General features: G+C 71.6%; 25 protein-coding genes and 1 pseudogene. 13 read left to right on the top strand and 13 right to left on the bottom strand.

Annotation, left to right across the window (positions count from 1 at the left end; genetic code table 11):
- Positions 1–55: 55 nt before the first annotated feature.
- The 5 genes from ON30_RS13185 to ON30_RS13165 are packed head-to-tail and all read right to left on the bottom strand — an operon-like array spanning position 56 to position 3,549.
- Positions 56–469: a hypothetical protein gene (locus ON30_RS13185; RefSeq protein ID WP_040706994.1), complete on the bottom strand. Its 414-nt coding sequence runs from the start codon at positions 467–469 to the stop codon at positions 56–58.
- Complete coding sequence (locus ON30_RS13180; RefSeq protein WP_040706993.1) at positions 466–1,578, bottom strand: molybdopterin-dependent oxidoreductase; 1,113 nt, start codon at positions 1,576–1,578, stop codon at positions 466–468. Before ON30_RS13180 ends, ON30_RS13185 begins: the two co-directional genes overlap by 4 nt.
- Complete coding sequence (locus ON30_RS13175; protein WP_040706991.1) at positions 1,575–2,219, bottom strand: methyltransferase domain-containing protein; 645 nt, start codon at positions 2,217–2,219, stop codon at positions 1,575–1,577. Before ON30_RS13175 ends, ON30_RS13180 begins: the two co-directional genes overlap by 4 nt.
- The gene (locus tag ON30_RS13170; protein ID WP_040706990.1) at positions 2,216–2,893 is read right to left on the bottom strand and encodes a TIGR04282 family arsenosugar biosynthesis glycosyltransferase; all 678 of its coding nucleotides are present in this window, start codon (positions 2,891–2,893) and stop codon (positions 2,216–2,218) included. Before ON30_RS13170 ends, ON30_RS13175 begins: the two co-directional genes overlap by 4 nt.
- On the bottom strand, positions 2,890–3,549 hold the full coding sequence (locus tag ON30_RS13165; RefSeq protein ID WP_040707114.1) for a glycosyltransferase family 2 protein: 660 nt from the start codon (positions 3,547–3,549) through the stop codon (positions 2,890–2,892). The genes ON30_RS13170 and ON30_RS13165 overlap by 4 nt, the downstream gene beginning before the upstream one ends.
- Positions 3,550–3,674: 125 nt before the next feature.
- On the opposite strand from ON30_RS13165, the gene ON30_RS13160 reads away from it, so the two are divergent.
- Genes ON30_RS13160 through ON30_RS13150 form a run of 3 tightly spaced genes read left to right on the top strand, consistent with a single transcriptional unit; the run spans position 3,675 to position 6,729 of the window.
- Positions 3,675–5,006: a hypothetical protein gene (locus tag ON30_RS13160; protein WP_040706988.1), complete on the top strand. Its 1,332-nt coding sequence runs from the start codon at positions 3,675–3,677 to the stop codon at positions 5,004–5,006.
- 6 nt (positions 5,007–5,012) lie between these two features.
- Positions 5,013–5,699, top strand: coding sequence for a response regulator transcription factor (locus tag ON30_RS13155; protein ID WP_040706986.1), 687 nt, complete (start codon positions 5,013–5,015; stop codon positions 5,697–5,699).
- On the top strand, positions 5,692–6,729 hold the full coding sequence (locus tag ON30_RS13150; protein ID WP_040706984.1) for a sensor histidine kinase: 1,038 nt from the start codon (positions 5,692–5,694) through the stop codon (positions 6,727–6,729). The genes ON30_RS13155 and ON30_RS13150 overlap by 8 nt, the downstream gene beginning before the upstream one ends.
- Here ON30_RS13150 and ON30_RS13145 read toward each other — a convergent pair.
- A complete protein-coding gene (locus tag ON30_RS13145; protein WP_040707112.1) occupies positions 6,713–7,768 on the bottom strand; it encodes an NAD-dependent epimerase/dehydratase family protein in 1,056 nt (351 codons plus the stop codon). The two genes, ON30_RS13150 and ON30_RS13145, sit on opposite strands and share 17 nt — an antisense overlap.
- 243 nt (positions 7,769–8,011) lie before the next feature.
- Between ON30_RS13145 and ON30_RS13140 the strand changes: the two genes are divergently transcribed.
- On the top strand, positions 8,012–8,656 hold the full coding sequence (locus ON30_RS13140) for a LysE family translocator (RefSeq protein ID WP_040706982.1): 645 nt from the start codon (positions 8,012–8,014) through the stop codon (positions 8,654–8,656).
- Between the two features lie 15 nt (positions 8,657–8,671).
- On the opposite strand, the pseudogene ON30_RS42515 reads toward ON30_RS13140, so the two are convergent.
- Positions 8,672–8,770 (bottom strand): annotated as a pseudogene (locus tag ON30_RS42515) (DUF7144 family membrane protein); the annotation flags it as partial.
- 182 nt (positions 8,771–8,952) lie between these two features.
- Here ON30_RS42515 and ON30_RS13135 point away from each other — a divergent pair.
- From ON30_RS13135 to ON30_RS13120, 4 genes are all read left to right on the top strand, one after another.
- Complete coding sequence (locus tag ON30_RS13135; protein WP_040706981.1) at positions 8,953–9,906, top strand: TIGR00341 family protein; 954 nt, start codon at positions 8,953–8,955, stop codon at positions 9,904–9,906.
- A 50-nt stretch (positions 9,907–9,956) separates the two neighbouring features.
- On the top strand, positions 9,957–10,637 hold the full coding sequence (ybiA, locus tag ON30_RS13130) for a riboflavin biosynthesis intermediates N-glycosidase (protein ID WP_063719870.1): 681 nt from the start codon (positions 9,957–9,959) through the stop codon (positions 10,635–10,637).
- 5 nt (positions 10,638–10,642) lie between these two features.
- Positions 10,643–11,722, top strand: coding sequence for a saccharopine dehydrogenase family protein (locus tag ON30_RS13125; protein WP_040707108.1), 1,080 nt, complete (start codon positions 10,643–10,645; stop codon positions 11,720–11,722).
- Between the two features lie 227 nt (positions 11,723–11,949).
- Positions 11,950–12,498, top strand: coding sequence for a putative immunity protein (locus tag ON30_RS13120; protein ID WP_040707106.1), 549 nt, complete (start codon positions 11,950–11,952; stop codon positions 12,496–12,498).
- 67 nt (positions 12,499–12,565) lie between these two features.
- Here ON30_RS13120 and ON30_RS13115 read toward each other — a convergent pair whose 3' ends face one another.
- Complete coding sequence (locus ON30_RS13115; RefSeq protein WP_040706979.1) at positions 12,566–13,468, bottom strand: LysR family transcriptional regulator; 903 nt, start codon at positions 13,466–13,468, stop codon at positions 12,566–12,568.
- Between the two features lie 72 nt (positions 13,469–13,540).
- Between ON30_RS13115 and dapA the strand changes: the two genes are divergently transcribed.
- The 4 genes from dapA (at position 13,541) to ON30_RS13095 (ending at position 17,894) form a co-directional block, all read left to right on the top strand.
- A complete protein-coding gene (dapA, locus tag ON30_RS13110) occupies positions 13,541–14,437 on the top strand; it encodes a 4-hydroxy-tetrahydrodipicolinate synthase (RefSeq protein WP_040706978.1) in 897 nt (298 codons plus the stop codon).
- A gap of 139 nt (positions 14,438–14,576) precedes the next feature.
- A complete protein-coding gene (locus ON30_RS13105) occupies positions 14,577–15,017 on the top strand; it encodes a hypothetical protein (protein ID WP_040706976.1) in 441 nt (146 codons plus the stop codon).
- 130 nt (positions 15,018–15,147) lie between these two features.
- Positions 15,148–16,593 carry an alpha-L-fucosidase gene (locus tag ON30_RS13100; protein WP_040706974.1) on the top strand — a complete coding sequence of 482 codons (1,446 nt, stop codon included), beginning with the start codon at positions 15,148–15,150 and terminating at the stop codon, positions 16,591–16,593.
- 95 nt (positions 16,594–16,688) lie between these two features.
- Entirely contained in the window at positions 16,689–17,894 is a 1,206-nt protein-coding gene (locus tag ON30_RS13095; protein ID WP_040706973.1) for an FAD-dependent monooxygenase, read from the top strand.
- Here ON30_RS13095 and ON30_RS39120 read toward each other — a convergent pair.
- Positions 17,884–18,117 carry a hypothetical protein gene (locus ON30_RS39120; protein WP_157183716.1) on the bottom strand — a complete coding sequence of 78 codons (234 nt, stop codon included), beginning with the start codon at positions 18,115–18,117 and terminating at the stop codon, positions 17,884–17,886. The two genes, ON30_RS13095 and ON30_RS39120, sit on opposite strands and share 11 nt — an antisense overlap.
- Between ON30_RS39120 and ON30_RS13090 the strand changes: the two genes are divergently transcribed.
- Positions 18,116–18,973, top strand: a complete 858-nt coding sequence (locus ON30_RS13090; protein WP_040706971.1) for an alpha/beta fold hydrolase — start codon at positions 18,116–18,118, stop codon at positions 18,971–18,973. The two genes, ON30_RS39120 and ON30_RS13090, sit on opposite strands and share 2 nt — an antisense overlap.
- A gap of 10 nt (positions 18,974–18,983) precedes the next feature.
- Here ON30_RS13090 and ON30_RS13085 read toward each other — a convergent pair whose 3' ends face one another.
- Genes ON30_RS13085 through ON30_RS13070 form a run of 4 tightly spaced genes read right to left on the bottom strand, consistent with a single transcriptional unit; the run spans position 18,984 to position 23,256 of the window.
- On the bottom strand, positions 18,984–20,396 hold the full coding sequence (locus ON30_RS13085; protein WP_245554024.1) for an NDP-hexose 2,3-dehydratase family protein: 1,413 nt from the start codon (positions 20,394–20,396) through the stop codon (positions 18,984–18,986).
- Positions 20,397–20,445: 49 nt separating this feature from the next.
- The gene (locus ON30_RS13080; RefSeq protein WP_040706968.1) at positions 20,446–21,390 is read right to left on the bottom strand and encodes an NAD-dependent epimerase/dehydratase family protein; all 945 of its coding nucleotides are present in this window, start codon (positions 21,388–21,390) and stop codon (positions 20,446–20,448) included.
- Positions 21,380–21,982 (bottom strand): dTDP-4-dehydrorhamnose 3,5-epimerase family protein, encoded by a 603-nt coding sequence (locus tag ON30_RS13075; protein ID WP_040706966.1) that lies wholly within the window; start codon positions 21,980–21,982, stop codon positions 21,380–21,382. Before ON30_RS13075 ends, ON30_RS13080 begins: the two co-directional genes overlap by 11 nt.
- Positions 21,979–23,256, bottom strand: coding sequence for an activator-dependent family glycosyltransferase (locus ON30_RS13070; protein WP_040706964.1), 1,278 nt, complete (start codon positions 23,254–23,256; stop codon positions 21,979–21,981). Before ON30_RS13070 ends, ON30_RS13075 begins: the two co-directional genes overlap by 4 nt.
- Positions 23,257–23,270 lie beyond the last annotated feature (14 nt).

Genomic DNA, 23,270 nt, shown 5'->3' with positions numbered 1-23,270 from the left:
CTCGCCGACGGTCACGTTGGTGTGGTCTCCTCCAACACCCCCGAAACGCCAGGACTCAGCGTTTCGCCGCGCCCCGGCGACCCAGCAGGAGGGTGAGGGCGACGATCGACCAGATCAGGAGGAGGGCGAGGGTGAGGCCGAGGGGGTAGTCGCGGTCGAGGACGGTGGGGTTGTCGGGGAGGGCGTCGCGGCGGCCGACGACCGGGGCGGCGAGGAGTAGGAGGGCGACGGTGCAGACCGCGCCGCAGGCGAGTGGAGGCCACCACCCGCGCGGGAGCAGGCGGCGGCCGGTGAGGCCGAGTGCGGCGGCGAGCGGGGCGAAGACGGCGTCGTGCAGCAGGATGCCCGCGGCCAACCAGAGGGCGACCGAGGTCAGCGCGTCGGGCGGGAAGTCGAGCAGCAGGGAGATGCCGTATCCGGCCAGGGCGACGCCGACGAGCAGGAGGACGGCGCGGACGGCGGTGGTCACGGGAGGACCTCGATCCGGGACAGCCATTTGGTCTGGAGGACGCCGGGTCGGCTCGGGGCGATCAGGCGGCAGGGATAGCCGTGGTCGAGGTCGAGCGTTTCGCCGTTGAGCGCGAGGGCGATGAGGGTGTCCGGGGCGCGGACGTGCGGTTCCGGCAGGACCGAAACCCGGTACAGGCCGGCGGTTTCCAGGGATTCGCAGCGGACCTCACCGGTCTGCGCGCCCACCGCGGCCACCAGGTCGCGCAGGCGGACGCCGGTCCAGCGCGCCGAGGCCGACCATCCTTCGACGCAGGCGATCGGCAGGTCGGCGCTGGTCTGCGGGAGGGCGGCCAGATCCGCTCGACTGAACTCGCGGGTGCGCCCGCCCGCGACGACGACCAGTCGATACGCGGGGTCGCGGGCGCGGTCGGCGACACCGGCGGCCGCGGCGGTGCGATTGATCGGAACACCCTGCGGCCCTTCGCCACTGCGCGGCGCGAGGACGGCGGCCCAGCGCAGGAACGGCACGGTCTGGCCCGCCATCGTCAGCACGGCGACGGCCGAGGAGACCCACGCCGCGGTCAGCACCGCGCGGCGGGAGACGCCGGTTTCGGGGGGCGAGTCGACCGGACGACCCAACGCCGCGCGTATCACGGGAAGTTTCACCGCCAGATGCACGGCCAACGCGCCGATCGCCACGTAGGCCATCGCGTGGTGGGCGGCCGGGAAGAAGAATTTCCACGGGTAGTACTGGGCGATGTTGACCAGTCCGGTCGCCAGTTGGAACAGCACCGCGCCGACGAGCAGCGCGATCGACGCGCGTTCGGCGATCCGCGGCGGGGAGCCCAGCACGGGGCGCTGGAACAGGCGCGGATAGACCGCCCACAGCTTCACCAGCAGCAGGGGAATCGCGGCGACACCGGAGATCACGTGCGCGCCCTGGGTGAGGCGGTACAGCCAGACCGGGCGCGCGGGCCACCAGAACCAGTCCGGCGGATGCTGGATCCAGTGGCTGAGCAGGCCCGTGACGAAGCAGACGAGAAGCGCCGCGCCGAGCGGTATTCCGACGCGGGCGGCGATCTCGGGGCCGCGCGCGGTGGTAGTGGGTTCGGGAGGTCGAGCGGTCATGCCGTGGCCGCTCCGACCCGGTCCATCCAGACGATGTGGCGGCCGGCCACCGAGAGGTCGGCCCGCACCCGGAACCCGTTGGCGGCCGCGAGATGCCAGGCGTGTTCGAGGCCGACGCGGGTCCACGGGAACCAGGGCCCGAACCCGGTCTCGGTCTCCACGCGCAGGCGCTGGTGGACGATACCCGTTCCCGGACGGTCGAATTCGACCACCGCGACGCCGTCCTCGGCCAGCAGTTCGCGGGTGCGGGCCAGCAACCGGTTCGGGTCCGCGCCGATGCCGATGTTGCCGTCGGCCAGCAGCGCGTAGGACCACAGGCCGCTGGCGGGCAGCGGATCGAACAGGTCGCGGTGCAGGACGGGCGCGCCGCGGGCGCGGGCCAGTTCGACGGCGACGGGTGAGATGTCGACGCCGAGGGCCTGCACATTGCGGCTCAGCAGGTCGGCGACCAGCCGTCCCGGCCCGCACCCGAGGTCGATGGTGGGGCCGTCGCACCGGCTGGTGAGGGCGTCGTCCGCGCGGCGGTCCTCGGGGCCCGACGCGCCCGCCCAGCGGTGGTTCGGCAGCACCGAACGGGTGCCGTCGGCGTCGCGCACCCAGCACGGCGCGCCCGCCAGCGCGCGGTCGAAGGTCTCGATCACGGCACCACCAACTGACGGTCGCGCACCCGGTCGACGGCCTCGGCGAAACGTCCGGTCGTGTCGTTGGCGACCCGCAGCGCGTCGGCGAAGACGTCGACGTCGGTCCGCACCGGCAGGGTGCGCACCTCGAAACCGCAGCGGCGCATCGCGTTACGGGTCGCCAGGCCGGTGCGGTCGGTCGACATCGGCACCCCGACCAGGGCGCGCGCGGGCTGCGGGGTGGGCAGGCCGAGCGCCCACCATCCACCGTCGGTGGCCGGGCCGAGGACGACCGCGCCGGACTCGACGAGGTCGTCCGCGGCGGCGGTCAGTTCCGCGGCGCGCACCTGCGGGGTGTCCATCCCGATCTGCAGGACCGGCAGCGCGGGGCGGGCGGCGTCGGCGTGCGCGTTGGCCAGTCGCTCGCCGAAGGTGCGGCCGCGCTGTGCCACGACCTCGCACCGGCCCAGCAGGTGACGCAGTTCCGCGGACCGTTCGGCGGCGTCGAGGTCGCCGGTGAAGGCGACCACGCGGCGGGCCACATCGCTGAGCAGGACGGTGTCCAGGGTGTCCAGCAGGGCGGCGGCGGCCAGGTCGGCCGCTTCGACCGGGGTAAGCGGCGGGCTGAGTCGGGTCTTGGCGAAGCCGGCCACCGGCGCTTTGGCCAGGACGAGCAGCGTCGCGGGACAGCTCATTTCATCACCGACCAGAAGTCGAGGGTGGCTCGCAGCGATCCGCGCACCGAACCGGACACCTTCGAGGTCCCGCCCGCGCGCGGCCGGTAGGTGATGTCCTTCTCCACGATCCGCCAGTCCGCCCGCGCGGCGCCGACCAGCAGTTCCAGCGGGTAGCCGAATCGGTTGTGCAGGGGGCCGAGGGACAGCAACTTGGTCCGGCGCGCCACGCGCATCGCGCCGATGTCGTGCACCGGCAGGCCGTACTTGCGGCGCAGCCGACCCGCGATCACCCGGTTCCCGAGGTGGGCGTGCCACGGCCACACGCCGGACCGGACCGGGCGGCGGCGACCCACCGCGAGATCCGCGCCGGCCAACACCTCCCTGACCAACCCGGGCAACTCCCCCGGGTCCATCGAACCGTCGCCGTCGAGGACGGCGATCAACTCGGTCCGCGCCGCGGCCACCCCGGCCTGGACCGCCGCCCCGTATCCCGGCCGCGACTCGGGGACCACGCGCGCTCCGGCGCGGCGCGCCACGGCCGCCGTGGCATCGGTGGATCCGTTGTCGACGACCAGTACCCGGTAGCCGTCGGGGACGGCGGCCAGGACTTCCGGCAACGCTTCAGCTTCGTCGCGGCACGGGATGACGACGGTCACGCCGTGCGGCTGATCCATGCGTTCGGTCACCGTGCCGACGGTATTCGCCGAAAGGCGGGAATCGTCGGATATAGCGCTTACGAAACTCTGACATCACGTGCTCGAGCCCCCGGGAACCGGTCGAACGGACCTATCGTGGCCCTGTGCAGGACATCGAGGAAGTCGAGCGCAAGCGACTGGTAGGTCGGGCGGAACTCGTCGCCGTCGGTGCCGCCGTCGTCTTGGTGGCCGCGGCGTTCATCGTTCCGCGAATCGCGGGCGAACAGTGGCGCGACTCGCTCTACGCCGCCGCCGCGCCGATCTTCGGGATGTGGTCGCCGCATGTCGGCTGGGGCACCGTGCCCGCGATCGCACTGGCCGCGGCGGTCGTGTTGTACGGGCCGGATCTGGCCGCGCGATTGTCGTGGCGGCGACTGCTGGTCGGCGGCTACCTCGCGGCGCTGGGCTGGGCGATGTCGCTGGCCTTGGTCGACGGGTGGCGGCGCGGATTCTCCGAACGCTTCACCGACCCCAACGAATACCTGAAGGAAGTTCCCGGCGTCACCGACATCCCGGCCGTGCTCCGGGGTTTCGCGGATCGCATCCTGGATTTCCAGCCCGATTCCTGGACCACGCACGTCTCCGGCCACCCACCGGGCGCGCTGCTGTTCTTCGTGCTTCTCGACCGGATCGGGCTGGGCGGCACGACATGGGCCGCGTGGGCGTGCGTGCTGATCGGGTGCACGGTGGCGCCCGCCGTGGCCGTCACACTCGACGCGCTGGGCGCGCGGGAGCACGCGCGCGCCGCGCTGCCGTTCCTGGTGCTCATGCCCGCCGCGCTGTGGATCGCGGTGTCGGCCGACGCGGTGTTCGCCGCCGTGGCCGCCTGGGCCGTCGCGGCGCTGGCGGTGGCGGCGAAACGCGGCAGCGCGACACTCGCGGTCGTGGCCGGAATCCTGTTCGGGCTGGCGCTGTTCCTCAACTACGGCCTGGTGCTCATGGGGTTGCCCGCCGTGGCGGTGCTCCTCGCCGCGCGGACCGCGAAACCGTTGCTGCCCGCGCTCGCCGGGGCGGTCGCGGTGGTCGCGGTCTTCGCCGCCGCCGGTTTCTGGTGGTTGGACGGCTACCACCTGGTCGTCGAGCGCTATTACCAGGGCGTCGCGGCCACCCGCCCGTACGGCTACTGGTGGTGGGGCAACCTCGCCGCCACCGTGTGCGCGATCGGGTTGGCGACCGTCGCCGCGCTGACCCGCGTGCCCGCCCGGTTGCGCGCGGCCGACCCGACCGCGATCCTGGTGACCGCCGCGCTGTGCGCGATCCTGCTCGCCGACGCCAGCGGCCTCAGCAAGGCCGAGACCGAACGCATCTGGCTGCCCTTCGACGTGTGGCTGTTCGCCGCCACGGCGTTCCTGCCCAGGCCCGCCGTGCGGATCTGGCTCGTCGCGCAGGCCGCGGGCACACTGCTGTTGGTCCATCTGCTGCTGACGAATTGGTGAATCGCGATGCGCGTACTCGTCGCCGACGACGATCCCGTGGTGCGCGAGGTCGTGCGCCGCTACCTCGAACTCGACGGACTCACCGTCGTCGAGACCGCCGACGGTCCCAGCACCGCCGACGCGCTGGCCCGCCGCGACGATCCGCCGATCGAACTCGCGGTGCTGGATGTGATGATGCCCGCCCCGGACGGCATCGACCTGTGCCGTGCGGTCCGCTCCGGTGAGCGCCCCGACCTGCCGATCATCCTGCTCACCGCCCTCGGCGACGAGGACGATCGGGTCGTGGGCCTCGAGGCGGGCGCGGACGACTACGTCACCAAACCGTTCAGTCCCCGCGAGCTCGCGCTGCGGGTCGCCTCGGTGTTGCGCAGGTCGCGGCGCGCCCCCGCCGCGGATCACGACGTGCTGCGGGACGGGCCGATCCGCGTGCGGCCCGCGGACCGGTCGGTGGCGGTGGCGGACCGAACCCTCGACCTCACCCCGCGCGAATTCGACCTGCTCGAATTCCTGCTGCGCCACCCGGATACGGTCTTCGCCCGCGAGGAACTGCTCGCCCGGGTGTGGGGTTGGGATTTCGGCGATCTGTCGACGGTCACCGTGCACGTGAAGCGACTGCGGGCCAAACTCGGCGACCACCACCGGTTGGACACGGTCTGGGGGCGCGGCTACGCCTGGCGGCGCGCGCGTGGATGAGTCGACGCTGCGGCTGATCGGTTTCACCGCCGCCGGTTCGGCGCCGGTGGTCCTGCTCGGCGCGCTCGCGCTGCGCGCGGGCGGACACCGGTCGCTGACGGGCAGCATGGTCGCCCTGGTCCTGATCCCGATCCTTTCCGCGCTGGCGGGGATGACCGCCGTCAGCGGGTTGATGTTCACCGCCGAGATGCACCGGGTGCTCATCGTGCTGGCGGTCGTCGCCGTCGTCACCGTGCCCGCCGCGGTGTTGCTCGGCCGACGGCAGGCGCGGATCACCGTGTGGGAGAAGCAGATCCGCGACCAGGAACGGGCCGCCGAACATTCCCGGCGCGAACTGGTCGCCTGGGTGAGCCACGATCTGCGCACCCCGCTGGCCGGAATCCGGGCCATGTCCGAGGCGCTCTCGGACGGCGTCGTGCGCGAGGGCGCCGATATCGTCCGCTACGCCGACCAGATCGGGCGCGAGGTCGACCGACTGTCCGGGATGGTCGACGACCTGTTCGAGATGTCGAAGATCAACGCCGGTTCGCTGCGACTGGACCGTGAGCCTGTCGACCTGCGGGAACTCGTGGACGAGGTGCTGGCCGCGCACCGGGGCACCGCGGCGCGCGCCGACGTGGCGCTGCACGCGGAGCATCCCGACACCGAGATCACCGTCTCCGCCGACGACCGCGCCCTGATCCGGGTGCTGACCAACCTCGTGTCCAACGCCATCGCCCACACCCCGCCCGGCGGTCGGGTGTCGTTGTCGGCGGGCGCGAGCGACGGACATGCCTGGGCCCGGGTCGACGACACCGGCCCCGGCATCGCCGAGGCCGATCTGCCGCGCGTCTTCGAGGTCGCCTACCGCGGCGCCGCCGCCCGGTCGCCGGTCGCCGTGAACGGCCTTCCGCCGGGCAGCGGCATGGGTCTGGCCATCGCCGCCGGACTCGTCCGGGCCCACGACGGCCACATCACCGCACGCAATCGCGACCGGGGCTGTCGTTTCGAGGTGCGGTTGCCGATGCCGCCGCTCACCGCCCCGAAGTGACGACCTCGCCGCCCCGCAGCGGCGCGAAGGCGAATTCGGACAGTCCCGCCCGGGGGTCGACCGCGGCGGTGAATCCCAGGACGCGGCGCGCTTTCTCGGGGCAGGCCACGATGTGCCGGACGTCGCCGGGACGGAACTCACCGGTCACCTCGGGCGCGGGCCCGCCGCGCGCGGTCGCCAGCAGTTCGGCGACCGCGCCGATGGTGATCGGTTGTCCGGAACAGACATTGAACGCCTCGAACCCGGTCAGCGGGTTCTCGATCGCCGCGAGGTTGGCCGCCGCGATGTCGGCGACGTGCACGAAATCGCGGGCCTGCCCGCCGTCTTCGAATACGCGCGGGGCCCGCCCCGCCTCGAGCGCCGATCGGAAGATCGCCGCCACACCGGAATAGGGTGTGTCCCTGGGCATGTCGGGACCGTAGACGTTGTGGTAGCGCAACGCGGTCGCGGTTCCCCCGGTCGCGGCCGCCCAGGCCACCGCGTAGTGCTCCTGCGCCGCCTTGCTCGCAGCGTACAGGCTGCGCGGCTGGAAGGCGGCGGTCTCGGGAACGGTCGCCCAGCTCAGCGTCTCCCCGGTCCGTGGACATCGGTGCTCGAAATATCCGCCTTCGAGATCGGCGCGCTCACGCGGGGCCACCTCGGCGACCGCGGACCGTTCGGTGCGGTACCGGCCCTCGCCGTAGACGACCATCGAAGAGGCCAGCACCAACCTGCGGCACCCGGCCTCCGCCATCGCGGCCAACAGGACGGCGGTGCCGAGGTCGTTGTGACCCGCGTACTCGGGCGCGTCGGCGACGCTGACCCCCGCACCGACCACCGCCGCCTGGTGACACACCACGTCCACACCGCGCAACAGCGGCAGCAACGCCGCGCCGTCGCGCACGTCGACCCGGTGCACCCCGTCGGGAACGACCGCCCCCGGACCGTGCGCGGCGGGCAGCATCAGATCGACCGCGACCACCTCGTGCCCCGCCTCGGCCAACACCCGGCGGACCCGTGTTCCGATGAAACCGGCGGCCCCGGTCAGCAACACTCGAATCGGTCGTTTCTCCTGGCCACGCCGGGCGCTCACCGCTTGGTCGAGGTTCATACCGGCGATTCTGTCCGGCCCGACGCCGGAAAGCTCGCACCGACGCCCCGCCGTCACAGTTCCGTCACCCGTCGCGCTCCACGAGCGGGCGACCCATCCCTCGACGCACCGGTTTCCGCCACGCGGGTGGACCTCTGCGATCGGCTCCGAATTCGGTTGCCGGCACCGGGTATCGGGGAATAGCGTGCGGCCATGGTGTCCTCGACTTCGCTGCTGACCTTCGCGGGACTGGCTTTCCTGATGGTGTTGGTCCCGGGGCCGAGCGTGCTGTTCACCATCGGTCGAGCGCTGACCGTCGGACGGCGAGCCGCGCTGCTGACCGTGGCGGGCAACGCGGTCGGGGTCTACACCCAGGTGGTCGCGGTGGCGTTCGGACTCGGCGCGCTGGTCACGACATCGGCGACGGCGTTCACGGTGGTGAAGTTCGCGGGCGCGGCGTATCTGGTCCACCTCGGTGTGCAGGCGATCCGGCACCGCGGAGACCTCGCGGGCGTGCTGGGAGCCGCCGACACGCCGACGGTGGTCGCGCCCCGCACGATGCTGCGCGACGGATTCGTGGTCGGCTTCGCCAATCCGAAATCCATCGTCTTCCTCGCGGCGCTGCTCCCCCTGTTCGTGGATCCGACGCGGGGCGGTGTGCCGCAGCAGATGCTGATCCTCGGGATCTGCATCCCGATCTTCGGACTGCTGTGCGATTCCGGGTGGGCGATGATCGCCGGGTTCGCGCGCGCGTGGCTGGCCCGCACGCCGCGTCGCCTGGCCGCGGTCGGCGGGACGAGCGGGCTGGTCATGATCGGGCTCGGAACCTCGCTGGCGCTGACGGGACGCAAGGACTGAGCGGTGGATCCAGCCCCAACTGGTGACGTCGAGGTCGAAGGCGTAGTGCGGGACGACCCGGAAGACCCCGTCGCCCGCGACCGCCGAGGTGCCTTGCAGGATCGACAGGATGCCCCGCGACGCTAGCCGGCCCGCGCCGGCGCGGCCTCACACGTCGCGGGTGATCGGCGCGGGTCCGCGTTCATCCGCTTCGGATGAGGCGGGCCGAGGACGCCGCGTCGAGGCTGAGGGCACCGGGGCGGGCCGCCCGCGCGCTCGCCGTCGTCTCCGGTGCGGGATCGACCGAGGAGCGTCGCATGGCTGTCCTGGCCCCACCGAACAAACGACGCACCCTCGACGAACTGACCGAGCGCCTCGACCCCGCGGCGGGTGACGTCGGGGCGAAACGGTCGGCGTTCTGGGCGATGCTGCTGCTGTCCGGTGTCATCGCCGTGTCCGGTGTCATCGCCGACTCGACGGCCACGGTGATCGGCGCGATGATCGTGGCGCCGCTGTCGACCCCGATCCTGGGCGTCGGATTCGGGATCGCGACGGGACGCGGCGCGCTGATCGTGCGCAGCATCGTCCTGGTCGTCCTCGGCGCGGCCGTCGTGGTCGCGATCGGGTTCGTGTTCGCGCAGTTCCTGCCCGACCCGACGAACGTGCTGTCGAATTCCCAAGTGCTGGGCCGTACCTCGCCGACCCTGATGGATCTGACAGCCGCCCTGGCGACCGGCTTGGTCGGCGTCGTTGCCTTGATCCGGCGCGATGTCGGCGACGTGCTGCCCGGTGTCGCGATCGCGATCTCGCTGGTGCCGCCGCTGGGCGTGGTCGGGGTCTGCCTCGGGTCGGACGCGCCGGACCTCGCGACCGGGGCGCTGATCCTGTTCGCCTCCAACATGGTCGCCATGATCATCACCGCGACCGTGGTGCTGGTCGCGACCGGATACGCCGCGCAACCCCACGGCCACGGCCGCGCCTACACCGTGCTGGCCGCCGCCCTGATCCTGGTCGCCGCGCCGATGACGGTGAATTCGCTGTCCTCGCTGTGGGCCACCCGGATCTCGCAGGCCGCGCGCGGCTGGTTGAGCGATCTGCCCGGGGCGCAGATCTCCCAGGTCACCCTGCACAGCCGGACGGCGACCGTGGAGGTGCTCGCGCCCAGTGACCTGCCCCCGCTCGCGGACCTGCAACGTCGCGTCGACGAAGTGGTGCCCTGGCGGCCCCGGGTGGTGCTCGTACACACTGTCGGCACTCGACTCGACGGCTGACCCGGGAATAACCGGGTGCGCCGGATCGGCGCGCGCGGCACACTGCACGGATGCGCAGCGTCACCGAATTCATCGACCACCTCGCCGCCGGAGAGTCGGTGAAGTATCTGCTGTTCTGGGGTCACAAGCCACGGCGCGACGGAACGATCGGGGCGAGCTGCCTGAGTCAGTGGTGGCCCGCCGAATTCACCGTCGAAGGCACGACCTTCCGCACCGCCGAGCACTACATGATGTGGCGCAAAGCGCTGCTGTTCGAGGATCCGGCGACCGCCGAACAGGTCGTGGCCGCCGACCATCCGAGCCAGGCCAAGGCGCTCGGCAGGAAGATCGCCGGATTCGATGAGAAGCGCTGGGAAGAGCACCGTTTCGAGATCGTCACCACGGCCAGTACCGCCAAGTTCGCTCAGCACGGCGACCTCCTGACCTACCTGCGCGGCACCGGTGACCGCGTGCTGGTCGAGGCCAGTCCGGTGGATCGGGTCTGGGGGATCGGACTGGCCGCCGACGATCCGGCCGCGCAGGACCCCGCGCGCTGGCGTGGCCTCAACCTGCTCGGATTCGCCTTGATGGCGGCCCGCGCCGCGCTGCGTGCGGACCCGCGCCCGCCACAGACTGAGACACTCGAACCGCGCGCCGCGCGCGATTGTTATGGTGACCGAACGATACGGATATCGCGGACCGCCCTGCGGTCGGGCGGTGTCACTGCGACCCACGAACAGAGGAACGGGTGACGGCCATGCCGAAGATCGTCGTGTTCGGAGCCACCGGGTACACCGGTCGCCTGATCGCCGAGAACCTGATCGCGCGCGGCGCGGCCCCGGTGCTGGCGGGACGCAACGCCGAATCGCTGAAGAAACTCGCCGAGGAGTCGGGCGGCGCGGAGACCGCGGTGGCCGACGTGGCCGACCCCGACTCGGTCCGTGCCCTGCTCGACACCGGCGACGTGCTCGTGACGACGGTCGGCCCGTTCCTGCGCTACGGCGGACCCGCGTTGGCGGCCGCGCTCGCGGCGGGCGCGCACTACTTCGACTCCACCGGCGAAGGACCGTTCATCCGCCGGGTGTTCGACCGCGACCAGGAAGCGAAAGCGGCGGGGGTCGCGCTCGTGAGCGCCTTCGGATTCGATTACGTGCCCGGCAATCTGGCGGCCGCGCTGGCGCTCGAACAAGCGCCCGAGGCGACGCGCGTCGACGTCGGCTACTTCATGCCCTCCCCCGGCACCAGCGGCGGCACCCGCGCGTCGATCGCGGGCATGCTCTTCGAGCACGGCTTCGCCTACCGCGACGGCGCGATCGTGCCCGAACGGTCCGGGGCGCGCGTGCGCACCTTCGACGTCGCGGGCAAGACCCTGACCGGCGTGTCGATCCCCGGTTCCGAACAACTCGCGCTGCGGCACACTTACCCGGGACTGCGCCGGGTCGACGTCTTCCTGGGACTCCCGCCCGCCGCCGCCCGCGGCATGCAGGTCACCTCGCTCGTCACCGGCGCGCTGGCCCGGGTCGCGCCCGCCCGCCGGGCCGCCGAATACGCGTTGAGCCGCGCGGTGCCGGGCTCGACGGGCGGACCCTCGGCCGAGGCACGCGCCCGCTCGCGCACCTGGGCGGTCGCCGAAGCCTACGACGCGGCCGATCGAGTCCTGGCCTCGGTGACCCTCACCGGCGGCGACCCCTACGACTTCACCGGCGCGATCCTCGCCTGGGGCGCGGCCACCGCCCTGGACGGAGGTCTGCTCGACACCGGCGCCCTCGGCCCGGTGTCCGCGTTCGGACTCGAAGCCCTCACCCCCGCCGCCGCCGAAGCCGGCTTCACCCGCTGACACCGCAGGGCACGCTCGATGGATCATTCGAGGGCCGGCGGGACGAGCGATCGACCCCTGGTCGGGTGGCAGGCCGCCGTCGACCCGGTCAGCGCTTGCGGAACCGGCTGAGGACCAAGACCGCCGGTGGCGTGGCACCGCCGGAATCACCTCGGCGACATCACCGGAGAGTGCGTGCCACCACGGCGCGGGCGATCGCCTCGGTGTCGCCCGCTACCGTCGACACGGTGACGACGGAAACCGAAGCGACCATCGGGCTCGACCTCGCGGAACTGCGTGCCGTGACCGCGTACGCGGCGGCCTGCGCCGAACCGGCGCTGCCGTTGTTCGAGCGCGAACGCCCCGACGATCCCCGCCCCCGCGCGGCACTGGAGCAAGCCCGCGTCTTCGCCGACGGCGGGGCACGGAACAAGGCGCTGCGCGTCACCGCGCTCGACGCCAACCGGGCCGGACGCGAAGCCCAGGACCAGGGTTTCGCGGCGGCAGCCGACGCGGCCCGGGCCTGCGGCGCCGCCGCGGCGGCGGCCTACCTGCACCCGCTGGCCAAGGCGACCCAGGTCCTGCACATCCTCGGCTCCGCCGCCCACGCGGCGCGCGCCCTCGAACTCGACGCGGACACATCCGCGGGCGCGGCACACCTCGAAGCGGCGCGCACACTCGCGAATCCCGTTGTGGTGCGAGTCCTCCGCCGCTATCCGCCCGCCCCGAGCGGACGCGGACGCATCGGCGAACTAGCCCGAACCCTCGACGCGCTACTGCGTCCGGCAGTCGAATAGCGCTCGCCCGCAGGGCAATAGATTCGGCTCGTTGACCGACGATCCTTCGATCGACCGGTTCGGACGCTCAATTTCCCTTCGAGCGACGGAGTTCGGTGAGTAGGGCGTGGATGGCGGGGCTGGCGTCGGCGCTGCTGCGCCAGGCGGCGTGGATTTCGCGGGTGGGGTGACGGCGCAGGGGGCGGGTGAGCAGGTTCTCGCCGAGTGGGGGGCGGGCCAGGCGGGGAACGAGGGCTACGACGCCGCCGGCGGCGACGAGGGCGAGTTGGGTGGCGAAGTCGTCGACCAGGTGCCGGACGTCCGGGTCCTCGGGGACTTCGGCGAACAGGCGGCGGAACCACTGGTGGCAGGTGGTGCCGGGTGGGCTGGTGACCCACGCGTGGCCGAGCAGGTCGGCGCAGCCGAGTGGGTGGTCGAGGCCGGCGAGCGGGTGGGTGCGGTCGACCACCAGGTCGCCGATGTCGGTGTGGATGTGGCGGCGGGACAGTGTCGGGGGCATCGGGGCGGGCAGACCGTCGGCGTCGTGGACCACGGCCAGGTCGGCCGCGCCCGCGTCGACGGCGTGCAGGGCTTGGTGCGGGTCCTGTTCGGTGACGTGCACGCGCAGATCGGGGCAGCGGACGGCCAACGCGGCGACGGCGGGAGCGAGCAGGCCGCGGATCGCGGTCGAGAACGCCACCACGCGCAGGGTGCCGCGCGGCGCGCCCGCGGACACCGACTGGGCGGCCTCGACGCAGCGTTCCAGCGCCTGGAAGACCTCGGGGGCCGCGTCGACGAGCGCCTGACCGGCGGGGGTGAGGACCACGCCGCGCCCGGCCGGGGCCAGGACCGGCACGCCCACCTGCCGTTCGAGTCGCTTGATCTGCTGGGAGACCGCCGAGGCGGTGAACCCGAGTGCCTCGGCGGCGCGGACCAGGGTGCCGGCCGCGGCAACGGCCCGCAGCGCACGCAGCGCGGCCACATCGATCATGAAGCGATGCTACGCAATATCGTCCAGAAAGCATCGCTGGACCGTGGGTATCCGGGGGCGCACCATCGAGTCATGTCCTCCCCCGATGCCCTGTTCGGCACCAATCTGGTCGCCATGGTCACGCCCATGCGCGCCGATACGACCATCGACCACCGGGCCGTCCTCGCCCTGGTCGACCACTTGCTCGCCGCCGGGTGCGACGGACTCGTCGTCGCGGGCACCACCGGCGAATCGCCCACCTTGTCCGACGCCGAGACCGCCGAACTAGTGCGGGTCGTCGCGCGGCACGCCGCCGGGCGCGCCCGCGTGATCGCCGGTGTCGGCACCTACGACACCGCCGCCACCGTCCGACGGGCCCGCGCGGCGGCCGAGGCGGGCGCGGACGCGCTGCTGCTGGTCTGCCCTTACTACTCCCGTCCGACCCAGGCCGGGGTGATCGCGCACTGCGTCGCGGTCGCCGACGCCACCGATCTGCCGGTCATGCTCTACGACGTGCCCGCTCGCACCGGCACCGCTCTGACCGCGGCCACCCTCGCCGCGCTGGCCCGGCATCCCCGCATCCGCGCCGTCAAGGACGCCAAAGGCGATCTGTTCGAGGCGATGTCGGTGATGGCGAGTACGCCGCTGGCCTACTACTGCGGTATCGACGAACTGAATCTGGCCTATCTCGACTGCGGGGCAACCGGATTGGTCAGCGTGGTCGGCAACATCGCCGCCGACCGCACCGCCGAACTGCTGCACGCCGTCCGCACGGGCGATCTGGAGACCGCGCGCAAGATCCACACCGCACTGATCCCGCTGACCGAGGCCGTCATGCGGACCTCCCCGCCGGCCGTGACGGCGAAGACCGCGCTCACCGAACTCGGGGTCATCCCGGACGACACGGCGCGTCTGCCGCTCGTCGCGATCGAACCCGCGCCTCGCGAGCAACTTCTCCGCGCTCTCGCGGACATGCGCTTGCCCGGGTGAGCCGGGAACGAACGGCGCACATCGCGACGCCCGGTCCGATATGCTCGGCGTCGGAACGACTTCCGCTGTGCCGAAGGGGTTCATCCGGTGCCCGCGGGGGGCGGCACCGCGCGCGAAGCACCGGGAAGGTCTGCGATCCATGAAGCTGCGGCGACTATCGTTGGGGATTGCGGCGGCCGCCGGAATCTGTGTCCTCGGAAGCACGACAGCCGTTCCGGCGCAGGCTGATCCGCTACCGCAGTTCACGCCCCTCGGCACCACCCTCTACACCTTCGGTAACGCGAACTTCTGCACCGGGACGATCACCGTCGACCTCGAAGCCGCCCCGCGGCGACCGGGATTCGTGCGCGCCCACGTCACTCCGCAGGGCTATCAGCGCGGACCGTGCGGCAACCACGTGATGTTCGGGTGGGCGGGGTCGGCCGGATTCCGTCACCAGGACGTCTACGTCCACGCGGGGGCCACCCGCGGCGCCACCGTCACCATCGACCTGTGGGTCGGCATGGGCCCCGCCAAGATCATGGCCGACACCTGGCCGATCCAAGGGCCGTTCCTGGAGTGGTATCTCTACGTGCCGTGACCCGCCGCGGCGGATCGGCTTGTCCGATTCCTCGTCGCCTGAGAGCATTCACCCTGCACGGATGTTCACGCCAGTTCCAGCGCGACACGCGGGTGTCGACCACGACGCCCCCGCCGACCGGAGGCCAGCGATGAGTTACCAGCCGGACAAGCACTCTCTCGACACGCGGCCCCTGCCGTCGTGGTACTCGGACGCGAAATTAGGGATCTTCGTGCACTGGGGCCTGTATTCCATCCCCGCCTTCGCCGAGAACACCGACGGCTCCTACGCGCGGTTCATGGCCGAACTCGGCTCCGGCGAGAAGTCGGCCGAAGGCATCCCGTACGCGGAGTGGTATCTCAACGAATTACGCACGCCCGGTTCGGAAACCGCGCGTCACCACGCCGCCACCTACGGGTCGGATTTCTCCTACTACGATTTTCGGGAACGGTTCGAGGCCAACGCCGCGAAGGTCGACTTCGACGAGTGGGCGGCGCTGTTCGGGGCGGCGGGCGCGGACTACGTGGTCATGGTGACCCGACACCTCGACGGATATCCGTTGTGGCCGACGGAAGTTCGCAATCCGCGGATGCCCGCCGACTTCCGGTCGCCGCGCGATCTGGTGGGCGCGCTGACCGAGGCCGTGCGGCGGCGCGGGATGCGCATGGGCCTGTACTACGCGGGCGGCGTCGACTGGACCTTCACCGACGAACCGATCCGGACGATGACCGACCTGCTCGACCAGAGCGCGCTCGGGCCGGAATACGCCGACTACGTCGCGGCCCAGTGGCGCGAGCTGATCGAACGATATCGGCCGTCGGTGCTGTGGAACGACATGGGCATGCCCGAGGAACTCGACCCGCACCGGATCTTCGTCGACTACTACGACGCGGTTCCCGACGGCGTGGTCAACGACCGGTGGGAACAGGTCGAACTGCCCGACGAGGGTTTCGGTCGCGAAATCTATTTGGGTGTACTGGGTTTCGCACTACGGCTGATGCACCGGATGGGTCGCTCGGTGCCCACGCGCAAACCGCGCGTCCACTCCGATTTCCACACCTTCGAATACACCGAACCCCAGGACCCGCCCGCGGTCTGGGAACTGACCCGAGGGCTCGGCGAATCCTTCGGTTTCAACGCGGCCGAGACCGCCGCCGACCTGCTGACCGGTCCCGAACTGGTGCGCCTGTTCGTGGACGTGATCGGGCGCGGCGGACATCTGCTCATCAACGTCGGGCCCGACGGCTTCGGCCGGATTCCGCTCATCCAGCAGCGTCCGCTGCGCGAGTTGGGCGCGTGGTTGGAGGCCAACCGCGACGCGGTGGTCGGCACCGAACCGGTGCCGGGGGCTGTCGCGCAGACCGCCGTCGGCACTCCAGTGCGGTTCACCCGACGCGGGGACGACCTCTACGCGATCATGCTCGCCGCGCCGACCGGAACGGTGGTCTTCCCGGATCTGAAACCCGCCGTGGGGAGTCGGGCCCGACTGGTGGAGACCCGGCAGGAACTGCCGTGGCGGGCCAACGGAAACGGCGTGGAGGTGGACCTGCCCGCGCTCCCCGAACGGCCCGCGCACGTCATCGCGTTCTCCCGGTGACGGCGGAGGTTCGGCGATAGTTTCGGGTGGGTGGGGCGTCGGTATCTGCGAGCGTGCCGGGAGCGGTGGCGACAGTCGATCGGCAGGAGGCCGGAGTGAGTGGTGTCAGGGTGTTGGTGGCGGGGGCTAGTATCGCGGGGCCCGCGGTGGCGCATTGGTTGCGGCGGCGCGGGGCCGAGGTGACCGTGGTGGAGCGGGCTGCGGACCTGCGTCCCGGCGGGCAGGCGGTGGACGCGCGCGGGATCACCAAAGAGGTCATCCGGCGGATGGGGTTGGACGCGGCGGTGCGGGCGGCGCGCACCGAGACCGCGGGCGCGCACACCGTGGACCGCGACGGCGCGGTGCTCACGACCTTCAGCGCCGAGGACGACGGCGGCGACGGCTTCATCTCCGAGATCGAGATCCTGCGCGGCGACCTGTCGCGGGTGCTCTACGACGACACCCGCGACGGCGTCGAGTACCTGTTCGGTGACCGGATCGCCGAGTTGGTCCAGGACGCGGACGGGGTCGACGTGACGTTCGCGGGCGGCGAGAAACGGCGATTCGAGGTGGTGGTGGGGGCGGATGGACTGCACTCGGGGTTGCGCGAGGCGGTCTTCGGCCCGCGCGAGCGGTTCGTGCGCCATCTCGGGCATGTGCTGGCCTTCTACACCGTGCCGAACGAGTTCGGGCTGGACCGCTGGCTGCTCGACCACCGGGAGGCCGGGCGCTCGGCCGGATTGCGTCCCATCCCGGACCCCACCCGGGCGATGGCGATGTTCTCCTTTCCCGCGGGCGATTTCGACGTCGACTTCCGGGATGTCGCGGCGCAGAAGCGACTGCTGCGCGAGCGGATGGACGGTATGGGCTGGCTGAGCGCCGAGATCCTCGCGCACGTGGACGACGCCCCGGATTTCTACCTCGACCAAGTCGCCCAGGTCGTGATGGACAGCTGGTCGAGCGGGCGAGTGGTGTTGCTCGGGGACGCGGGGTTCAGTTCGTCGCCGATGTCGGGGCAAGGGACCGGGCTGGCCCTGGTCGGCGCCTACATCCTGGCCGGTGAGCTGGCCGCCGCCGGGTGGGAGCCGAAGGTGGGATTCGCCCGCTACGAAGCGCTGATGCGCCCGTTCGTGGAGGCCAACCAGGAGATGGCGCGGTTGAACGCCCGCAGCCGTGAGGTCGACGCACCGGACACGCTCTTCGATGGCGACTGGCTGCCGGAGTTGATCGAGCGCGCGATCAACGGCGTCGACCTGCCCGACTACGCAGGCCTGCCGGACGCGGGCCCGTCGCGGGCGACCTCCCCGACGATCACGGGGTGAGGACGACCATTCCGCGGTGTTCGCGCGCCTCGATGCGACGGTGCGCTTCGGGGGCGAGGGAATCCGCACGCTGGTCGAATCCGTCGCCGGGCGGACGTAGACGGGCGATGCCTGCCGCGACGACTCGCGCGCGCGACGTGGTGGGTGTTCGGATCGCGCCGATGACTTTCCGACCGCCCGGTCGTCTACCTTGCTGGGTGATCCGACGAACAGGAGTGGGCATGGCGGAAGCGTTCGGCGCGGGGTCGGTGCGGGCCAATGGTGTCGAGATCGGGATCGAGGGTTTCGGTGGCAGGGGCGATCCGCTGGTGTTGCTGGTCGGTGGGACGACGATGTTGTCGTGGCCCGACCCGGTGTGTGCGCGTCTCGCGGCGGGCGGGCGGCGCGTGGTCCGCTACGACCTGCGCGACTCCGGGACCTCGACCACCATCGATCCCGAGAATCCGGCGTACGACCTGCGGGATCTCGCCGCGGACGCGGCCGCGCTGGTCGGGGCGCTCGGCGCGGAGACGGCGCATCTGGCCGGGATCGGGGTCGGCGGGATGGTGGCGCAGGTGGCCGTGCTGGACCATCCCGAGGTGTTCCGCGCGCTCACCCTGGTCGGCACGCGGGCGGTCGCGCCCGGTCCGGTGGACGAGGATCTGCCCGATCACGACCCCGAGGTGATGGGCGCGCTGTTCGCCCACGAGATGCCGGACTGGACCGACCGGGAGGCCGTCGCGGCGTTCGCCGCCGCGGGCGCGGACCTGCTGGGCGACGCCCCGGAGCAGGCGCGTGCGACGGCGGCGCGGGTCTGGGACCGCACCCCGGCCGCCGATCCGGCGGTGCACCTGGCGAATCAGTTGGGCATGGTGTTCTCCCGGATCGACTGCGCCCCGCGCTGGCGCGAACGCCTCGGCGACCTGGACCTGCCGACGTTGGTGGTGCACGGTCGCGCCGACCCGTTCTTCCCGGTCGGCAACGGCGAGGCGCTGGCCGCCGAGATCCCGGGCGCGCGACTGCTGGTCCTCGACGACATGGGCACCGCCCTGCGCGACACGGCGGCCGATCGGGTCGCCGCCGCGATGCTCGCGCTCTGACCGCCAAGCGCTAGACCGGGTGGCCGATCATGCTGTGCAGGCAGGCGATCAGGCTGCGGGCCTGCACGTTGACGTAGTGGCTGTGGCGGAGCAGGCCGACGAGTTGGTCGAGGGTGAGCCAGCGGTGGTCGGGGTGGTCGGCGGGGGCGAATTCGTCGTCGGTCTCGACCACCAGGTAGCGGGTGCGGGCGTGGTAGAAGCGGCCGCCCTCCTCGGAGTGGGTGGCGTCGAAGCGGATGCGCGCGGGGTCGGCGTTCAGGACGGCATCGAGGAAGGGCGGTCGGTCCTCGGGGGCCGCGGCGGCGTAGTTGATCACGGTGCACTGGACGGTGGGGGCGAGTTCGACCACGTCGAGGTAGCCGGGTTCCACCCTGGCGTCGACCAGGACGTGCAGGACGCCGTCGATGCGGCGCACCAGGAAGGCGGCGAGGCTGTCGCTCGCCGGGCTGAGCATGGGTTGGGACCAGCGTTTGACCTCGCGTCCCGAGGCGTCGACGTCTACGCCGATGATGCTGAAGTACAGGCCGGTCTCGTGGGCGATCCCGCGCGGCGACCGCTCCCAGCGCCGGACCTCGCGCAGCGGGACGCGCGTGGCGGTGATGTCGGCGCGCGTGCGGGCGTCGGTGATCCAACTCAGGACGGCGTCGGTGGGATGCAGGGCGCCGAATTGCGCGCTGCACGAACGCAGCAGCGCGGCGCGCAGGTCGTCGGCGGCGGGCGCCAGCGCCATCAGGTCGTTGCCGGAGAACGGCAGGCAGGACAGCACCGTGCGGGCGTCCATGTTCACCATGTTCTCCTGCGCGAGCAGGCGGTGCACGAGATTCAGCGGCATCCAGTGGAAGTCCTCGAGGACCTCGATCGCGCCGGTGACCTCCACGACCATGTTCCGGTTGCGTTTCTGGTAGAACCAGGACCCCTGTTCGGATTGGAGCACATCGGAGATGACCCGGTGTCCGCCGGTGTCGGTGAAGTACTCCAGATACGGGACGGGCCTGCCCTTGTGGACTCGGGTGTAGTTGCTGCGGGTGGCCTGCACGGTCGGTGAGAGTTGGATGCCGTTGCAGTTGCCGGGTTCGACCTTGGCCTGCATCAGGCAGTGCAGGACGCCGTCGAATTCCTTGACCAGGATGCCGAGGATGCCGATCTCGGGTTGGTTGATGATCGGCTGGGTCCAGTGCGCGATCCGCGCGCCCAGTTGCCGCACGTCGAGTCCTTCGATGGTGAAGAACTTCCCGCTGGTGTGGGTCAGGTTGCCGGTGTCGGGGGCGAAGAACCAGTCCGACAGGGCGTCGAGGGGAACGGGGGTGACCTGGGTGCGGTTGCGTTCGGCGCAACCGGCGAACCAGTCCTCGAACTCGGCGACCCGACCGGCGGACGGGGCCGGGGCCAGGGTCGATTCGGCTATCCGGATCGGCAGTCTCACATCGCTGGTGCTCAGCAGGCCCGACATCACGCTCTCTCCGGTATCGCGATCATGGTGCGGCGGTGGATGTCTCGCGGATCAGCGCGCGCATCGAGTCGGCGGGTGTGCGACGGGGTCGCCAGCCGAGTTCGGTGTGGGCGCGGGTGGCGTCGACGCGGGTCCAGTCGCCGCCTTTGCTGGTGACCGCGGCGGATTTCTCGCGCACGGCGGACGCGGGCAGACCGGCCGCGGCGACCAGGCCGTAGACCAATTCCCGCAGCGGGGTGGCGGTTCCGCTGCCGATGTTGAACACCCGGTGTTCGCCCCGGTGGCGCGCGGCCAGCAGGACGGCGTCGGCGACGTCGCGGTTGTCGACGTAGTCGCGGCGGGCCTCGGCGATGGTGAGTTCGATGCCGACGTCCGGGTCGACGCCGGGCAGGGTGGCGGCCAGGTAGCCGAGGAAGCTCGCCGCGGCCGGATCGGGGCCGTAGACGTTGGCGACCCGCAGCACGATCGCGTCGACGGTCCCGGCTTCGGCCGCCGCCAGGATGCGCCGTGAGCTCTCGTATTTGGTGCGGGCGAAATCGGTTTCGGGGGTGTGCTCGGTGTCTTCGGCCAGGGCGGCGCCCGCCGGTTTGATGCCGTATTCGTGCACGGTGCCCAGGTGGACCAGGCGCGGGGTGGGGCGCATCGCCGACAGCGCGGCCACCAGGTTCTCGGCGAGGCGGATGTGCGCGCTGGTCAGCTCGTCGGCCGAATTCGACCAACTGCCCGCGGCGTTGACCACGATCCGCGCGTCGAGCGCGGTGAGCGTGGCGGCGAGGTGTTCGGGGTCGACCGCGGCGAGATCCAGCGGGACGAACCGGTGCCGCGCGACGCGCGCATCGGGCGTGCGCGACAGCACGACGACGCGGTGACCTGCCTCGGCGAAGGCCGCGCACACGTGCCGTCCGACGCTGCCCGTGCCGCCGAGCACCGCGACCGTCGATGCGACGCCGTCCTGGTCAGCGGCCATGGTGGATTCCGTCCGCGGCCAGGCAGTCGGCGTAGTCGGGCAGCAGGCCCTGCTCGCGCAGTTCGGCCAGCGTCGGGGCGACCCGGTCGCGGTCGGAGACCACCAGCGCGCCGTCGTCGGACCAGGGCAGTCCGAGCGCGGGATCGAAAGGGTTGAGCGCGATCTCGCGTTCGGCGACGTAGGCGGTGGAGACCATGTAGGCCATCACCGAATCCGCGTCGAGCACGTGGAAGCCGTGGCCGACGCCCAGGGGCAGGTAGACCGCGCGCAGTGATCGCTCGTCCAGTTCCACCACGTCCCACGCGCCGAAAGTCGGTGAGCCGACGCGGATGTCGAGCACCAGATCACGCACCCGCCCCTTCGGGCAGTACACGTATTTGGCCTGGCCCGGTGGGGTGGCGGTGAAGTGGATGCCGCGCACCACGTCGCGCGCCGAGCGGCTGTGGTTGGTCTGCGCGACGGTGAAGCGCTCGCCGGTGGCCGCCTCGAACGCGGCCTCCTGGTAGGGCGAGACGAACAGTCCGCGGTTGTCGCGGTGGATGTCGGGCGTGAATTCGACCGCGCCCGCCACCGCGAGGGGGCGCGCCTTCATCGGCCGTTCCCCGCCTGGATTCCGCCGACCAGTCGCTCGATCTCGGCGACCGCGGCGTTCGGCGTCTGGGTGGACAGGATCTCCGCGCGCAGTTTGGCCGCGCCCCCGCTGAAGGTCGGTTCGTCGAGCAGTCGCCGCACCGCCGCCGTCACCTGCTCGGCGGTGGTGCCGGGCGCGTGCAGGCGCAGTCCCGCGCCTGCCTCTTCGGTGCGCCCGGCACGCAGCCACAGGTCGCCGTGGCGCAGGGTCGGGATGAGCTGGGGCACACCGAGCAGCGCCGCGGTGGACCAGGTGCCGAATCCGCCGTGGTGCACGACGGCCGAGCAGGTCGGCAACAGCACCTGCATCGGCGCGAACCCGACGGCCCGGACGTTGGCGGGCAGCGGTCCGAGACGTTCCTGTTCGGCCTCGCTCAGCGTCGCGATGATCTCGGCGTCGACCTCGGCCAGTCCGGCGAGGATTTCCGAGAAGGGCAGGAAGGTCGCGCCGAGCGCGGCCCCGAACGAACTGCCCGAGGTCACCGCGATGCGCGGGCGTTCGGCCGGTTCGCGCAGCCACGCCGGGACCACCGAGCGGCCGTTGTAGGGGGTGTAGCGCACGGGCACGCGCTCGACGGTCAGCGGCAACTGCACCGTCGCGGGGATCGGGTCGATGGTGAAATGCCCCGACAGCACGGTCTCGGAGAACTCACCGCCGTGGGCGGCCACCTGCCTGCCGACCCAGTCGGCCAGCGGGTCCTGCTGCGCGGCGGCGGGTTGCTGGTCCTTGAGTTCCAGGAACGCGGTGCGCATCGTGGAGTAGATGTCGACGTTCCAGATCAGTCGGGCGTGCGCCGCGCCGATCGCCGTGGCCGCCACGGCGCCCGCGTAGGTCAGCGGGTCCCAGATGACCAGGTCGGGCTGCCATTCGCGGGCGAAGGCGACCAGATCCTCCACGATCGGATCGTTGTAGGGCGCGAGCGCCATCGGCACGGCGATTTGGTACTTCATCATCACCGAGGTCCAGTTGAGCGATCCGACGTAGGGCTCGCTCCAGTCCGAGAGCTCGTTCTCGATCGCTCCCGCGCCCTGCTGACTCAACTGGGCGAGCAGTTCGTGCATGTTGTGGTCGGCGCCGACCGACACCGCGGTCAGGCCCGCCGAGGTGATCAGGTCGGTCATGGCGGGCGCGCTCGCGACGCGCACGTCGTGGCCGCCGGTGCTCAGCGCCCACGCGATCGGCGCTTGCGCCAGGATGTGCGAGTTCTCGGCGATGGTGGTGAACAGGATGCGCATAGCGGGGGTCCTCC

This window comes from Nocardia takedensis NBRC 100417 (assembly GCF_000308695.1).
Classification (GTDB): domain Bacteria; phylum Actinomycetota; class Actinomycetes; order Mycobacteriales; family Mycobacteriaceae; genus Nocardia; species Nocardia takedensis.
The sequence above is the reverse complement of the archived record's forward strand: the minus strand, read 5'-3'. Positions and strand labels throughout refer to the sequence as shown.